The organism is Paenibacillus sp. 05T425, from assembly GCF_056396205.1.
This window is the reverse complement of the sequence record NZ_JBFTLA010000009.1, coordinates 14,635-30,694: the sequence shown is the minus strand read 5'-3', so window position 1 is coordinate 30,694 and position 16,060 is coordinate 14,635. Positions and strand designations below refer to the sequence as shown.

Below are 16,060 nucleotides of genomic sequence, written 5' to 3'. Positions count from 1 at the left end.
CCTTTGTTCACTAAGTACAGCATGTTGCTATAGTCCAGTGAAGTTTTCGATTATAAACTGGTTGGAGAGAGGATGCAATAGAAAAAGATTGGAGTGGGGAAAAGCAATGGAAACTCTTTCGAATTGGCATGCGGATGCGTGGTCGCAGATTGCGAAAAAGGTTGCAAGCACCAGCTTGCGTATAGGTGACGGATTTCCTCATGCAAGCGTCGAGGGGAAGTACAAGCTCGAGCCGGCTTCATGGTGGACGGCAGGCTTCTGGCCAGGTCTGCTTTGGCTCGTGTATCGAGATACAAAAGAGGAGCGTCTGCGGCAGCTGGCCGAATCCTGCGAGAATCAGCTGGATCAAGTCATTCTCGACTATGAGCGGCTGGATCACGATATCGGATTCATGTGGACGCTGACAAGCGTGGCGAGGTATAAGCTGCTCGGGGATGAACAGGGCCGGCGGAGAGGTTTGCTGGCTGCTAATCTGCTAAGCGGACGCTTTAACATGCAAGGGAAGTTCATACGTGCCTGGAATCCATGGAAGCCCGGCGACCGCAACGAAGGTTGGGCGATTATCGACTGCATGATGAATCTGCCGCTGCTTCTATGGGCGACGGACATTACGGGAGATCCCCGGTATAAGCATATGGCGCTGGCGCATGCGGATACGGTGCTGCAGCATTTCATCCGGCAGGACGGCTCGGTCAATCATATCGTTGAGTTCGATCCGGAGAGCGGAGAGCGTCAGCGTATTCATGGAGGACAGGGCTACTCGCCCGACTCTGCTTGGTCGCGAGGGGCAGCATGGGCGCTATACGGCATGAGTCTGGCTTTCCGTTATACGGGTGAAGAGCGCTTCTTGGATGCTGCTAAGCGCGTGGCTCATTTCTTCATCGCCAATCTGCCGGAGGACCATGTGCCGCATTGGGATTTCAGACTGCCGCCGGAAGTCGTCAAGTATCGCGACTCTTCTGCGGGAGCTTGCGCCGCTTCGGGGCTTCTGCTGCTCGCAAGGCTGGTGCGCCAAGAAGAGAGCTCGCTCTACTATGATGCCGGAGAGCGTATGCTGCATTCGCTGTATACGAATTACGGTGCATGGGACCGCAACGATGAGGAAGGGCTGATCCTGCATGGCACGAGTCATTATCCGGAAGGCAGAAATATTGATGTGCCGCTTATTTACGGCGACTATTTCTTCGCCGAAGGCATTGCGCAATTGAACGGGCATGAAGAGCTGTTCTGGTAAGAACGAGTGGTTAGAGAGAGGAGAGACAGGATCATGACGAATAATGGGAAGCCATTGCCGATCAAGTCGAACCCGCTCGCGACAAAAGAGGATATGCAGGATGCGCTTCGCCAGTTATGCGAGCCGCTGGTTCCTTATTATAGTGATGGGAAGGCGCATCTAAAGCTGGGTGAGACAGGATCGGGCTGTACGAGTGAAACCGCGGAGATGGAAGGTTTCTCGCGCGTGTTATGGGGACTTGCGCCGTTGGCAGCCGGAGGCGGCGATTCAGCGCTATGGGACATCTATAGGGAAGGAATCCGAAACGGAACGAATCCGGAGCACGAAGAATATTGGGGAGTCGTGAACGATTACGATCAGAAGCTGGTAGAGATGGCGTCCTTCGGCCTTGCGATGGCGCTGGCGCCCGAGCAGGTGTTTCATCCTCTGTGCGATGTGGAGAAGGGGCGCTTCTTCGACTGGTTCAACCAAATCAACGAACGTCCGGTCTACGACTGCAACTGGCTTTTCTTTCTGGTAATGGTCAATCTCGGCTTCAAGAAGCTTGGCCTTCCGCACGACCGAGAGCAAATGAACGCGAATTTGGATCGGATCGACGAGTTCTATCTATCGGACGGCTGGTATTCGGACGGCATCGGCGGACATTGCGACTACTACGGGCCGTTCGCGATTCATTATTACGGCTTGATCTATGCGGAGTGGATGGGGGAGGAGGATCCGAAGCGGGCAGCGCTTTATAAGGAAAGGGCGTCGCTGTTCGCGAAGGACTTCATTTACTGGTTCGCAGGCGACGGCTCCGCGCTGCCTTACGGTCGAAGCTTGACGTATCGGTTCTCGCAGGCAGCCTTCTGGAGCGCGCTTGCTTATGCGGGCGTGGAGGTGGTTCCCTATGGCGTCATGAAGGGAATTGTGTTGCGGCATTTGCGTTGGTGGTTCGCGCAGCCGATCTTCGAAGCGGACGGAAGACTGTCGATCGGATACGCGTATCCGAATCTCGTCATGGCGGAGAACTACAATGCACCGGGATCACCGTATTGGGCGTTCAAGACGTTCCTGCCGTTGGCGCTGCCGGAGCAGCATCCGTTCTGGCAGGCAGAGGAACTGCCGCTGCCCGAACTGGACGAGCGCTTCTTGCAGCCGTCGCCTCATCTAATCATTCAGAGGCAGGAAGCAAGCAACCATATTGTCGCTTTCAATGCAGGACATCCCTCGACGAACGAGCATACGCATACCGCTGCCAAATATGAGAAGTTCGCTTATTCCAATCGATTCGGCTTCAGCGTGCCGCGAGCGGAATGGGGACTTGCGCAAGGCGCATACGATTCGATGCTCGCGCTTAGCGAAGGCGACCGGATCTATCGGGTCAAGCGAAAGGCGGAGCGGTCGACGATCGAGGATGGCGTTATCCATACCGTATGGAAGCCGTGGCTTGATGTCGAGGTGCAGACATGGCTCATCGTCGGCGCGCCATGGCATGTGCGCATTCACCGCATCGCGTCCAGCAGATATCTCGATGCCGCCGACGGCGGGTTCGCGCTCGGCGTTGAAGATCGTCAAGGGAAGAGAACGCTGCAACAGGGCAAGGAGCAGGGAGGAGCGCTGGCCGTATCCGCTCTAGGTGCAAGCGGCATCCGACTGCTCTTTGGCAGCGGGCAAGCTGAGCTTGTTCATCCGAACGCGAATACGAATGTGCTGTACGCGCGGACGGTCATTCCGACGGTGACGGCCAGCTTGCAGCCGGGCGTCCATTGGGTAGCGACTGGCGTATATGGCAATCCGGGAAGCGAGCTAGGTGATTGCGCAGAGCAGTGGGAGATTGGGCCTCGAGTGGTCTGCGAGAACGATAGCTTCAACGTGTATATAGGCGGGGAGAGCATTTATAAACTAACGAATGTTGGCATAGAGAGGATTGAAGCATAAGCAATGGGAGCAGAAATGAAACCAACAAGCGGTTGGCTTAGCGACGTGAGCGTATTTCGGGTGAACCGTCTCGATGCCCACTCGGATCATCGTTACTATCGCACGATGGAGGAAGCGGAGGCGGGAGCGCCGATGGCGCTTAGACATGAGCTGAACGGAAGCTGGAAGTTCAGCTATTCGGGCAGAGCGGAAGCGAGAGAAGCTTTATTTTATGACGTAAATTATGATCACTCGGGATGGTCGGACATTCAGGTTCCGGGTCATATTCAGCTGCAAGGCTTCGCCTCGCCGCAATACGTCAATACGATGTACCCGTGGGACGGGCTGGATGGCGTGCGTCCTCCCGAGCTTCCGAAGGAGAACCCTGTCGGCAGCTATGTGAAGACGTTCGAGCTGCCTGCTAATATGGCGGGCCAGCCTGTATATATTTCGTTCCAGGGTGTCGAGTCAGCCTTCTACGTTTGGTTAAACGGCGAGTTCGTCGGTTATGCGGAGGACAGCTTCACGCCGTCGGAGTTCGAACTGACGCCATACGTGCGTGAGGGAGAGAACAAGCTCGCCGTAGAGGTGTATCAGCGGAGCACGGGAAGCTGGCTGGAAGATCAGGATTTCTGGCGGTTCTCGGGTATTTTCCGCGATGTGTACCTGTATACGATTCCTGAGCTGCATGTGCAGGATGTGCGCGTTCGGGCGGAGCTGGACGATTCCTATTCGCAGGGTACTTTAACAGTGGATTTGCAGTTGATGGACAATATTCATCCGGCTGCTCAGGCACGAGTGGAGCTGAAGGATGCGGAGGGCCTTACGGTGGCTGCTGTGACAGGACAATTCGGGGACGGTCCGCTGACATTGACCGCTGCTGCAGGAGAGGTGCAGCTCTGGAGCGCGGAGAAGCCCTATTTATATCGGGTCTGTATTTCGGTATGGAATGCCGAAGGGGAATTGGTAGAGGCGATTGTGCAGAAGGCCGGCTTCCGCAGGTTCGAGATGATTAATCGGTTAATGTGCTTAAACGGTGAGCGGATCGTATTTAAGGGCGTTAACCGCCATGAGTTCAATTGCCGCAGCGGCAGGGTTGTGACGAAGGAGGATATGCTATGGGACATTGCGACGCTCAAGCGCAACAACATTAACTCGGTGCGTACATCCCACTATCCGAACCAGTCGTTATGGTACGAGCTGTGCGACGAATACGGCGTGTACGTCATCGATGAGATGAACCTGGAATCGCATGGTTCCTGGCAGAAGATGGGGGCCGTAGAGCCTTCGTGGAATGTGCCGGGCGATAAGCCCGAATGGCAGCCCATCGTCATGGACCGCGCGATATCGATGCTGGAGAGGGACAAAAACCATCCGTCCATTCTTATCTGGTCATGCGGCAACGAATCATATGCGGGCGAAGTTATCCTGAATGTATCGAACTATTTCCGCGAGGCGGATCCGAGCCGATTGGTGCATTACGAGGGCGTGTTCCACAATAGGGCGTTCGACGACACGAGCGATATGGAAAGCCGCATGTACGCGAAGCCTGCGGATATCGAAGCTTATTTGCAGAGCGATCCGGCAAAGCCTTACATCAGCTGCGAGTATATGCACGCAATGGGCAACTCCGTTGGCGGACTGCACAAATATACGGAGCTGGAGAGCAAATACCCGATGTATCAAGGCGGCTTCATCTGGGATTATATCGATCAGTCGCTCGTGAAGAGCAATCGGTACGGTCAGGAGTACTTGGCGTACGGCGGAGACTTCGACGACCGTCCAACCGACAATAGCTTCTGTGGCAACGGCATCGTGTTCGCCGATCGGAAGGAGACGCCGAAGATGCAGGAGGTTAAGTTCCTGTATCAGAATATAAAGCTGGAAGTGTCGCTCGACTCGGTTGCCGTTAAGAACGAGAACCTCTTTGAGAGCACGGAGGGATTGAGCCTCCAATACCGCTTGTATAGGGACGGTACGGAAGTGTTTGTCGGTCAAAGCGACGTCCTTGTAGCGGCGCAGCAAACCGATGTTATTCCTTTCATATTGCCGGAAGGAAGCGATAGTGAGGCAGGCGAATACTGCTTGCACGTTTCGTTAGTATTGAAAGAGGACGAGCTTTGGGCAGAAGCGGGACATGAAGTCGCGTTCGGGCAACACATTTATATTGTAGAGCCACAAGCTGTCGATGTAGGGCAGACGTCCGTGGAACTGACGGTTATCGAGGGAGACGTTAATATCGGCGTAACCGGGGAAGGCTTCGCCATGCTGTTCTCGAAGCAAGCGGGCTCGATCGTATCGTTGCGGTATGGCGACGGAGGCGAGATGATTGCCGCTCCGCCAATGCCGTTGTTCTGGCGGGCGACGACGGATAACGACAAGGGCTACAACCAAGGCTTCCAAGCAGGGGCTTGGTATGCGGCAAGCCTGGCACGCCGTTGCGAGAGCGTCGAGCTAACCGAGGACGCCGGATCGGCAACAGTTGCTTATGAGTACTCGTTCAGTGTTAGCCCGGATGTGCGCGTGAACGTAGCCTACACCGTATTCGCAGACGGACGTCTTCGTGTTCGCTCGCGGTATAGCGGTGCCGAAGGCTTGCCGAACTTGCCGATCTTTGCGTTAACGTTCAAGATCCCGGCTGATTATGATCGTTCGCAGTGGTATGCGATGGGGCCGGAAGAGAACTATGTCGACCGCGCTTTCGGTGCGCGTCTTGGCGTATTCGAGCGACGTGTTGACGAACTGCCCTCCAGCTACCTAGTGCCACAGGAGTCGGGAAATCGGACGGGTGTGAGAAGATTATTGATTACCGATGCTGCCGGAGCGGGCCTGAAGATGAGCGCCGATCCGCAAGCGCCTGTGGAATGCACGTTGTCACCATACACCGCCTTCGAGCTGGAGAATGCAGCCCATGCATGGGAGCTGCCGAACATCCATTATACGGTCGTGACCATTGCTGGCAAGCAAATGGGCGTCGGCGGCGATGACAGCTGGGGAGCGCCTGTGCATGACGAGTACTTGATCCCGGCAGATAAGGAAATAGCGTTCGAGTTTACTTTGGGTGCTGCCGGGAAGTAAGTGCCTTACTCGGCATGAAGGACCTCATTCACCACCTAACCGTGGCGGATGAGGTCCTTTCGTTTTCGTAATCCGTCATGTTATAGCATATCGAATATGTTCTATCGAGGCGCTATAATAGAAGAAGGATATAAATCGGAAATGAGGGAGCGGCAGCCGTATGGGGAAAATGCTTGCAAGCCTGCGCAAAGGATTTGGCAAAAAGCTCGTGTCGCTGCATTCGTGGAACGGATGGATCGTCGTCATTCTGGCGCTTACGGGGCTTATTCTAGTGGGCGGCTTCTGGCGCGGCATTCTCGGCGAAGGACGCGTATGGATCAAGTGGCTGCATATCGTTGTCGGTATCGCCTCGATTCTGCCGGTAATCTATTATCTGCTGCTTGCGGGTAAGCACTGGAAGCAGCTTAAGGATAAGCCTGCCMAGCGGGCAAATGTAATCGTTGTACTGGCTCTGCTGCTGGGCTGGTTTTTGTCGGGAGTACTGCTATGGCAGTTCCGGGCAGTCGGGCCGCGCGTCTCTAATGTCGCGTTGGTCGTGCATGATCTGCTTACGTGGGTCGGCCTGCCGTATATCATTTATCACTCGCTCACTCGGGTCAAATGGCTCAAGGAGCCGAACCGCCGGACGATTAAGCGAGGTGATGAGAAGGAGGCTGCGGCGGCTGTAGGAGCGCTGCATCCCGCAGCGCCACAGCCGGTGTATACGCGCCGCTCGTTCATACGCGGCGCAATTGGTGCAGGACTTGCGGTCACGATTGGACCTTCCTTCCTGAAGTGGGTCGGCGATTCGCTCGGCAACTTCGGCGTTGGCGGCAGCGAGTCGCTTGAGAAGCTGATCGAGAACGATGGCAACAGCCTCGTTCCCGTGCCGCAGCCGCTTCCGGCATCGTCGCCTCCGCTCGGCGGAGGAGCCCAAGGGCAATTCCGCGTGTACACCGTCACGCCGATCCCGACGTTCACGAACGAGAACTGGTCGTTCACGATAGACGGACTCGTCGACCACAGTTTCAAGTGGGACTGGAAGCAGTTCGTCGCGCTGAAGCGCGAGGTGCAGGTGAGCGATTTCCACTGTGTAACAGGCTGGTCGGTGTATAAGAATACGTGGGAGGGCATTAAGCTGAAGGATCTGCTGAAGCAGGCAGGGGTGAAGGCATCCGCCCGTACCGTGAAGTTCTATTCCGGTGACGGCGTATACACGGATACATTGACGCTTGAACAAGCGGATTTGGACGATGTGCTCGTCACCGTTATGCATGACGGTAAGCCAATCCCAAGCGATCTTGGCGGTCCCGTAAGGCTGATCGTGCCGAAGATGTACGCCTACAAGTCGGTCAAATGGCTGAACCGGATCGAGCTGATTGACGGCGAGCATGTCGGATATTGGGAGCAACGCGGTTATTCCAACGATGCTTGGGTGTAGTGTAGTTCAGCATGCCCCTTCTTCGGGCCTCTCCAGCTGATATGGCGTTTTGCCTGTATTTCATACAGTCTAATCGGTCCCAACCGCCTGTTAAGCGACTTTTGAGTGGAAAACATACAGTCAAAACCGGCATTTGAGCCCTCAGCAGGGTTCCTCCGTCCGTTTGCTTGTACAAAGTCCAATCAAACTCTGATATCGTATCGTTTTCAGCCATTTGACTGCACAAAATCCACTCAAAAGCCCAGGACTAGGCGTTAACTTTCCGAATTGGAGAAACGGACATGAATGGACACGATTTCCGCCCGCGAGCCGATACGGATCGGAGGGCCCCAGAAGCCGTAACCGGAAGATACGATGGAATGCAGCGATCCTTTCTGCAAGTAACCCCAATCGTTTTCAAACAACCTGTCGGTTATTAAATTGCCGGGTGCGATTTGTCCATGATGGGTATGGCCGGATAACATCAAATCGATGCCTTGCTCCTCCGCGATACCCAGTTCGACCGGTTGATGCTCAAGCATAATGACCGGCCCGGAGCGGTCGATGTCTTCCATTAAACGATCAAGCTCCGCTCTCTCCGTATCACTGTAATCCTTCCGCCCGACCAGCGTGAGCCAGTCTCCAACCTGGGTTGTCTCGTCATAAAGCACCTGGATGCCGCTTTCCTCTATAAGCGCGACTAGCTCCTCCGTCTCGCCTTTGAACCGGTCATGATTGCCCAAAGAAGCGAATACGCCAAGAGGCGCCTCGATCTCCGATAAAATATCGCCAATGCCATTTTCTTTATAAGGTAAAATATCGTCATCCACAATGTCGCCGGGCAACAATACGATGTCCGGTTTCAACGCGTTAATTTCCTCAACCATTCGCTGTGCATGGCCTTTCCCCGACAAATAGCCAAAATGCATATCGGACGCCATAACGATATGAAGCTCACCATTCGCTGTGCCTTTCTTGTCGATATGTATGTCATAGGACCGCACTGTCGGACTAAAGGCATTAAAGCTTCCATAACCGAGCAGAGCCACCAACAGGAGCAAAGTGACGATTCCCGACCACTTCTGGATGGCATGGCGCGGCAGCCGTGTCAGCTTCGTTAACCAGACCGTAAGGTGAACGAGCGGGAGCAGCATGATCAATAAACTGAATAGGGCCAGCCAATAGCTGCCGATGACGCTGAGGATGGTCGACCCCGCGACAATTCTGGAGAGAAAGAGAGAGCTTGCCAGAAAGACTAGCGTAATGATATAAAATAGCCGGAACCTGCGCGATACCGCCGGCTTTATCCACGTCCAACCGCTCCAACCGATATAGAATACGATGAGGGCGTACACAACGATAAACACAAGCCCGATGATAATAAACATGTTGGTCCTCCTTAATCATGTTGCCTTCTATTATACATCCGATTGACCGATCAGTGGTCAGGAGAACTTGCAGCCGAAAATAGACGAATGAATCAGGTACAAACGTCGTGCCATGACCTATCCCCCGAAAATACACTGTTAACCGGATAGTTATATATCCAACGCAATGGCAGGAGGGAATGAATGTTTTGGTGGTCAGAAGAAGAAGACTTACAGTTGTTGAACGAGTCAGCAGACTTGAGTTGCCTATAACAGCTAGAAATTTAATTGCAACTCCCGCATTCGATAAAGTTGTCCGTTCCGTGCTGCCGGGTCTTGTATCAACGCCCGCATTCGCGCAAGCCATTCAAGCTGCGAATATTGCTGAACCAGCTAGAGCGGTAGAATCCCAAGGAGCAGTTGGGCCACAAGGGGCAACTGGAGCTACTGGTCCACAGGGGCAACAGGGAATAGAGGGAATACAGGGCCAAGCGGGTCCCCCTGGCATTTTGGATGTACGATTTGCCGGAAGCAGTGAGCCTGTTCCTTTGACGGAAAACGAGGCAACGACCACGTTAACCCTGTCGCCAATTGTTCTTGGAGCAAATCAAATCGTGAAATTAGATGCTTTTGCAAATGTGGAATTTACTAATAGTCTAAGTTATTTGGTCAATAGCTTCCTATCAAGAAATCCGAATGATATTATCGCTGTTAATAATGAAGCCGTTGTGCCGGGGCCGAATCAGCCTCCGTTCGAGCAAATTACCGTGACACCTAGTCTTACTTGGGTCGACAATCCGGGACCGGGTACGTACAATTATTCATTTACTGTTAAAGGGCTGGCTACAGCTGCAGGAGACGCCGGGGGATCGATAAATGCCCGGGCTGTTACAGCTACGGTTGTAAATACGAATGGTACTATTTAGTTTTCAAATGCGATGATCGTCATTTAGGCCGGATGCCTCTTTAGCGGGGAGACTTACGGCCTTTTTACGATTCATGCTGCTGTTATATGCATATTTCAAGGCTTGTCATACTATATTTAACATGGTACATATTGTAAGGTGTGAAATAAGGGATGAAGGGAGAGATTCAGCGATGTGGGAACGGAAAGAGCTGAAGCAGAGAGCCAAAGAGGTGCTGCGCACATCGTATTGGAAGGCGTTTCTCGTAAGTATTATTCTTGCATTTGTCACTGGAGGCGGCGGCAGTCCGTCAACCTTTAACCTTGGATCATCCCCTTCCTCCGGCATGGATGTAGACTGGGAGGTTATCGGTCCTTTCATTGCGATCGCGATCATCATCTTTATTATTGTCTTCGTGTTCGCTTTAGCGTTTCGTATTTTTCTCTGTTTTCCTCTTGAGGTCGGTTCGATGCGCTACTTCAAGCAAGCGGCGGAGCATGAGGTGAATCTCAACCATATCGGCTACGCGTTCAACAAACACAGGTATTGGGATGTCGTGAAAGCGATGCTGTGGAGAACGTTCCTGAACTTCCTATGGTTTCTGCTCCTTATTATCCCGGGAATCGTGAAATCGTACGCATACAGCATGGTGCCTTACATTTTGGCGGACAACCCGAACATTGGGTATCGGCGCGCAGTGGAATTAAGCAAGGAAATGACACGGGGACATAAATTCCGTATCTTCGTGCTTGATCTAAGCTTTCTTGGATGGATTCTTCTCGGTATAGTCGTATTATTCGTTGGTGTTCTATTCGTAATGCCATATATATACGCCACAAAGGCGGAACTTTATCTGGCCTTGCGTCAACAGGCGCTGAAGAACGGACTAACATCGGAAGAAGAGCTGCGGCTGAATCAGACGCCAGTTATCTAAATAGGAATGGTGTTAAACAGAGTAGCGGAAATATGACGTCCGCTGCTCTGTTTGTTATGGTTTTAATGCACCTGTCGAGAACGTATAGACCCATTAAACCCTTTCACGATAAGCCATATCGCTAAAATCATCTCGTTCGCTGCTACAGGAAGCGATAAGAGCGCGCCCCAAACGGAAAGCTGAGCAAATACGCCGAACATTTCGAACAACGCCGCAATGAATACGAGAGTCGCCCCTGTCATGCCTAAGATGGAGATAAAACGCGGTACGAGCTTGGTTCGATAGAAGATATAACTGTACATCATCGTGCTAATCCCTAGCATGAAGTTAGGTCCCAGCATGAATGTCCAGTCGTGAACGGCATGCAGTACAGTGCCCGAAGCATGGTACGAGCCTGCGTCCGGAGCGCCTGCCGCTACATACTCCTGGCTCAAGGTTAACAGGGCCAGCATGCTGACGATGCCGATGGTAATGATAACGGCTTCCATGAAACGGAAGCATACATGGCCGAGAGCAAGGCTTTCATTGTACCTGCGCAAATAGGGGAACATCATAATGGATGTGCCGATCGCCGATACGACAAGAATTAATTCCATGAGTGCCCCGAGTACGATCCGATTGGCATGAGCAGCGCCGTTAACCAAATAATCGGGTTCATTGAGGATCGGATCGTACAGGATAAGCCCTATAATCGATGAAGCTGCCGCAAGAATAAACAGTATGCCCACCATTTTACCAGCTGTATTGGATGATTTCATAAGATAACCTCCTATTGTTCTTTACTCGCGTGTTCCCCGTAGAAAAATACCTCTTCCAAAGGCAAGCCGAAGGCAATAGCGATGCGAAAAGCCAGCTCGAGCGAGGGCGAGTAGTTGCCCTTTTCCAACGCTACGATCGTTTGTCTGGTTACGCCGACCTTGTCAGCCAATTGCTGCTGCGTCATTTCGTCATGGTTGAAGCGTAATTTGCGGATGTGATTGCCGACAAGATTTTTGCCCATTCTTACACTCCTCTCCGGTAGTGATACAGCTTCGTCACGTTGCTGGCAACATCGGAAATGAAACCCGAGACGATCATGATGACGAACATCATTTGTACAGGCTGCTCGATAGCCAGCGATGCCATGGCGAGAAGGAAGCCGATTATGAATACGAAGAAGCCGTTTCGGTGTGCCTTCAATTCGATCTGTTTATCCAGTTCATCCGCGAACGTCGGCTCCTTCTCCCCGGTTGTAATCCGAAACACGATGTTGAATACGATGCTGATCACGATATGCGCGAGGATTGAAACCAAAGTCAGGACGAGGACGAAAGAGCCCCAATAACGAAGCATTTCCGTGGACGCCAGTCCTTCCTCCGGATACCGCGCATACTTGAATACGCTGAAAGAAACGAAAATGAGGATGGCGCTGATGATCGATACAATGCTCTTTTTTTCTTGATAAGTCATGCCTTAAACCTCCTATAGGATTTATTTTCCAAGTTAAGCTTGATATACATAATGTATATGTTACCATTCATCGTGTCAAGTAAACTTTACATAGGGGGTGGAAATATTCCCGAATTAGGCGGTAGTGGTATAATCACGGTAGACCGACGGAATTAGAAGGGTGATAGCGATGAGCGTAATTCGTTTGGAGAATGTGACTAAGAAGTATGAAGACTCCCTGATCATTCGCGATATTTATTTTCGCGTGAGCCAAGGAGAGCGTATCGGCCTTATCGGGAGGAACGGTGCGGGCAAGTCGACGGTGTTCAAGCTGATCATGGGCAAAGAAGAGCCAACGTCTGGCAAAGTGGATATAGATCCGAAGGTGAAGATCGGTTACTTCTCTCAATTCTCGGAAATGACCGGCAGTTTGTCGGTTCAACAAGAGCTGGAGCTGTGCTTCGAGCAGGTCGCTCTTATCGAGCGTGAGCTGCAGGAAGTGGGAGAAAAGCTGGGAATCGTCACCGATGATGGCGAGCTGGAGCGGCTGCTGGCGAGACAAGCGGAGCTTTTTGAACAAATGGACCATTTGGACGGCTGGAACGTTTCCGTCGAGATTAACACGGTGCTTACGAAGCTGGGGTTCAACGATATATCCCGCAATCAGCCTATTGATGAATTGTCGGGAGGCTGGCGGAACCGCGCGGCGCTAGCCAAGATGTTAATCGAGCTGCCGGATGTCGTCTTGCTCGACGAGCCGACGAACTACCTGGATATCGAAGGGATAACGTGGCTGGAGCAGTGGCTGTATCGGTTCAATGGAGCAATGATTCTAGTGTCGCATGACCGTCAATTTATAGATAAAGTGGTTACGCGCACGATCGAGATCGAGAACTATCATTTTCAGGAATACGAAGGCAATTATACGGATTATGTCCGCAAAAAGAAGATGCGCAAGAAGGAGCTGGACCGCCAGTTCGAGTGGGAGGAGGAGCTTCTGCTCATGGAGTCTGAAGCGATCGATAGCCGCGCGAGCAAGAAGGCGTCGAAGGACCGGCTTTCAAGGCAACTGGCAGACAACAAGAAGCGGATCGAGCCTCATCCCGTTAACGTGCTGATTACGGATATTTACGAAAAGCTGCGTTTTCCGGATAAGCTGTGCGAAGTGAAGAGCATCGGACAGACCTACGACGGTCGGACGATCTTCGAGAATATCAGCTTCGATATTCAGAAGGAAGACCGCTTAGTGATCGTTGGGCCTAACGGAAGCGGGAAATCGACGCTCATTAAGGTGCTTACCGGGCAGGAAAAACCGGAGTCCGGCGAAGTGACTTGGGAGAAGGGCGTAGGTTATGCCTACTTCAACCGGATGTGGGACGAGCTTGATCCGAAGGATACCGTTAGCCACGCGGTTAATACGTACGGCTTGGGACTGGACGCGCCTCGCAAAAAGGTGAATAAGTTCTTATCCATGCTGCAATTCTCGGAGATGGATCTAAGCAAATTCATCGGCAATCTTTCCGGCGGTCAAAAGGCAAGGGTTGCGCTTGCGAAATGCCTGCTCTCTGGCGCCGCAGTCATTGTTTTGGATGAGCCGACCAACCACTTGGATCTAACGAGCATTCAGGTGATGGAGCAGGCGTTGATCCATTTTCCCGGCGCCGTCATTACGGTTAGCCATGATCGGTTCTTCATCGATAAGATAGGGACAAAGATGCTGAGCTTTGACCCTGAGTTGGGTGTAACGGAACAAAATTTGTAGATTCGTGTTTGTGAACCAAGATACTCGCAAGCAAGACTCTGCTGCTTGCTGTCTGATAAAAGCGTCGCATTTCCCTATGGGGAAAGCGGCGTTTTTTTGTTGTGAAAAATCGTCAATATGTAATAAAACATGACACGTAATTGTTCTTTTGTATAAAATCACAATCAAGCATCCTACATATTTGTGAAATTAACAAACAAAAACCGAATTACATGTGATATAATGTGACACATAAATGAAAAAGAAAGCATTCATCTTGTGGAATACGACAAACATGTGAGGTTTGGAAGGAGTTGAATCAACAATGCAGATAACAGCTAACCCTTATGCGTGGCCCTATGATGGAAGCGTTGATCCTTCAAAAACGGCGCTGGTCATTATTGATATGCAAATTGATTTTTGCGGCAAAGGCGGATATGTGGAGCAAATGGGGTATGACTTGTCGCTGACGGCAAAGCCTATCGAGCCTATTAAGAAGTTGTTGAACAGGGTTCGGCAAATAGAAGGCATGACGGTTATTCACACGAGAGAGGGCCATAAGCCGGATCTATCCGATCTGCCTCCCAACAAAAGGTGGAGGAGCAAACAGATCGGCGCGGAGATCGGCTCGCACGGTCCTGCCGGACGCATCTTGGTTAGGGGAGAGCCCGGCTGGGAAATCATCGAGGACCTCCGCCCGATCGAAGGTGAATGGATCATCGATAAGCCGGGGAAGGGAAGCTTTTATGCAACGGACCTGGAGCTAGTATTGAGAAACAAAGGCATTACGCATCTAATATTGACCGGCATCACAACCGATGTGTGCGTTCATACGACGATGAGGGAGGCAAACGACAGAGGTTATGAATGCTTGATTCTGGAGGATTGCACGGGGGCGACAGACCCGGCCAACCATCAAGTTGCGCTGAACATGGTAACGATGCAGGGCGGCGTATTCGGAAGCGTAAGCAGCTCCGAACATGTGTTGAAGGCACTGCAAAACTATTAATCTGACAAAACCAAAACATAGAGAAGAGATAAATGGAGGGAACTATTATGTGGAGAAATTCAAAGAAATCATTGTTTATCGTATTGGCGGCTATCATGCTCGTTGCGACGGCATGCGGATCTAATCAAGCACCTGCTTCGTCAGGAGCGTCGAACGAAGAGACGGGTGAGCTGAGAAAGGTCGTGCTGAGGCTGAAGTGGATACATCAAGCGCAATTCGCCGGGTATTATGCTGCGGTGGAGAAAGGCTTCTATAAGGAAGCGGGCCTGGATGTGGAGATCAGACCAGGCGGAGCGGATTTCCCTTCCGTGCAGATGATCGCTTCGGGAAGCGAGCACTTCGGCGTTACCGGTGCCGATCAAATCTTGATGGCGCGGGAAAAAGGCGTGCCGGTTCAAGCACTGTCGGCCGTATATCGCAAGACGCCTTTCGTCTTGTTTGCCTTGAAGGATTCCGGCATAACGAAAATGGAGGATCTTATCGGCAAGAAGGTCGGCGTGAAATTAGGCGGCAATGAGGAATTGACTTACCGCGCTATGGTGAACAGTGCCGGCATCGAAGCTTCGAAGATCGAAGAAATGCCGGTGAAATACGATATGAGTCCGCTTCTTAGCGGCCAAGTGGCAGCATGGCCGGGTTATGTGATTAACGAGATGCTTGCCGTTCAAGAGCAAGGGCATGAAGTAAATGTGATCCAACCTGGCGATTACGACATTAATTTTTATGCGGATACGCTGTTTACGACCGAGTCTATCATTAAGAAAGATCCAGAGATGGTGAAGAGCTTTGTCCAAGCCTCGATGAAGGGCTGGGAGTACGCGATTGCTAATCCGGAAGAGGCTGCGGAATTCGGGTTGAAGTACGGCAGCAAGCTGAATCTCGAACATGAAATAGGCATGATGAAGGCTAGCGTAGAGTTGCTTGAGCCGGACAATCTGCCGCTTGGCAAGATGGATACGGAAGCTTGGAGCGAGCTGCAGAAGAGCCTGATCGACTTGAAGTTTTTGAAGGAAGAACAGAACCTGGAAGAAGCGTTCACGAATGAATTTATCGAATAGGGAGTGAT

The 16,060-nt window shown here is 51.9% G+C and carries 13 protein-coding genes; 9 read left to right on the top strand and 4 right to left on the bottom strand.

All coding sequences use genetic code 11. The annotated features are described in order from the left end of the window. Positions 1–106: 106 nt before the first annotated feature. From AC1DF0_RS20720 to AC1DF0_RS20705, 4 genes are all read left to right on the top strand, one after another. On the top strand, positions 107–1,234 hold the full coding sequence (locus tag AC1DF0_RS20720; protein WP_477575160.1) for a glycoside hydrolase family 88 protein: 1,128 nt from the start codon (positions 107–109) through the stop codon (positions 1,232–1,234). A gap of 33 nt (positions 1,235–1,267) precedes the next feature. After that, positions 1,268–3,154, top strand: a complete 1,887-nt coding sequence (locus tag AC1DF0_RS20715) for a DUF2264 domain-containing protein (protein ID WP_477575159.1) — start codon at positions 1,268–1,270, stop codon at positions 3,152–3,154. A 15-nt stretch (positions 3,155–3,169) separates the two neighbouring features. Further along, a complete protein-coding gene (gene lacZ / locus AC1DF0_RS20710) occupies positions 3,170–6,211 on the top strand; it encodes a beta-galactosidase, LacZ type (protein ID WP_477575158.1) in 3,042 nt (1,013 codons plus the stop codon). Between the two features lie 160 nt (positions 6,212–6,371). Next, positions 6,372–7,631, top strand: a complete 1,260-nt coding sequence (locus AC1DF0_RS20705; RefSeq protein ID WP_477575157.1) for a molybdopterin-dependent oxidoreductase — start codon at positions 6,372–6,374, stop codon at positions 7,629–7,631. Between the two features lie 254 nt (positions 7,632–7,885). Here the strand turns inward: AC1DF0_RS20705 and AC1DF0_RS20700 are convergent, their stop codons facing one another. Beyond that, on the bottom strand, positions 7,886–8,998 hold the full coding sequence (locus AC1DF0_RS20700; RefSeq protein ID WP_442048174.1) for a metallophosphoesterase: 1,113 nt from the start codon (positions 8,996–8,998) through the stop codon (positions 7,886–7,888). 179 nt (positions 8,999–9,177) lie between these two features. Here AC1DF0_RS20700 and AC1DF0_RS20695 point away from each other — a divergent pair, with 179 nt between their 5' ends. Next, positions 9,178–9,903, top strand: a complete 726-nt coding sequence (locus AC1DF0_RS20695) for a hypothetical protein (RefSeq protein WP_442048175.1) — start codon at positions 9,178–9,180, stop codon at positions 9,901–9,903. 172 nt (positions 9,904–10,075) lie between these two features. Beyond that, positions 10,076–10,816 (top strand): DUF975 family protein, encoded by a 741-nt coding sequence (locus tag AC1DF0_RS20690; RefSeq protein ID WP_477575156.1) that lies wholly within the window; start codon positions 10,076–10,078, stop codon positions 10,814–10,816. Positions 10,817–10,878: 62 nt separating this feature from the next. Here AC1DF0_RS20690 and AC1DF0_RS20685 read toward each other — a convergent pair whose 3' ends face one another. Genes AC1DF0_RS20685 through AC1DF0_RS20675 form a run of 3 tightly spaced genes read right to left on the bottom strand, consistent with a single transcriptional unit; the run spans position 10,879 to position 12,265 of the window. Beyond that, entirely contained in the window at positions 10,879–11,574 is a 696-nt protein-coding gene (locus AC1DF0_RS20685; RefSeq protein WP_477575155.1) for a DUF4386 domain-containing protein, read from the bottom strand. Between the two features lie 11 nt (positions 11,575–11,585). Further along, a complete protein-coding gene (locus AC1DF0_RS20680; RefSeq protein WP_477575154.1) occupies positions 11,586–11,816 on the bottom strand; it encodes a helix-turn-helix transcriptional regulator in 231 nt (76 codons plus the stop codon). Between the two features lie 2 nt (positions 11,817–11,818). Continuing rightward, entirely contained in the window at positions 11,819–12,265 is a 447-nt protein-coding gene (locus tag AC1DF0_RS20675) for a hypothetical protein (RefSeq protein ID WP_477575153.1), read from the bottom strand. A gap of 169 nt (positions 12,266–12,434) precedes the next feature. On the opposite strand from AC1DF0_RS20675, the gene AC1DF0_RS20670 reads away from it, so the two are divergent. From AC1DF0_RS20670 to AC1DF0_RS20660, 3 genes are all read left to right on the top strand, one after another. Beyond that, positions 12,435–14,006, top strand: a complete 1,572-nt coding sequence (locus tag AC1DF0_RS20670) for an ABC-F family ATP-binding cassette domain-containing protein (protein ID WP_477575152.1) — start codon at positions 12,435–12,437, stop codon at positions 14,004–14,006. A gap of 304 nt (positions 14,007–14,310) precedes the next feature. Next, on the top strand, positions 14,311–14,994 hold the full coding sequence (biuH, locus tag AC1DF0_RS20665; RefSeq protein WP_477575151.1) for a biuret amidohydrolase: 684 nt from the start codon (positions 14,311–14,313) through the stop codon (positions 14,992–14,994). Between the two features lie 47 nt (positions 14,995–15,041). After that, complete coding sequence (locus AC1DF0_RS20660; protein WP_477575150.1) at positions 15,042–16,052, top strand: ABC transporter substrate-binding protein; 1,011 nt, start codon at positions 15,042–15,044, stop codon at positions 16,050–16,052. The last annotated feature ends 8 nt before the right edge of the window (positions 16,053–16,060 follow it).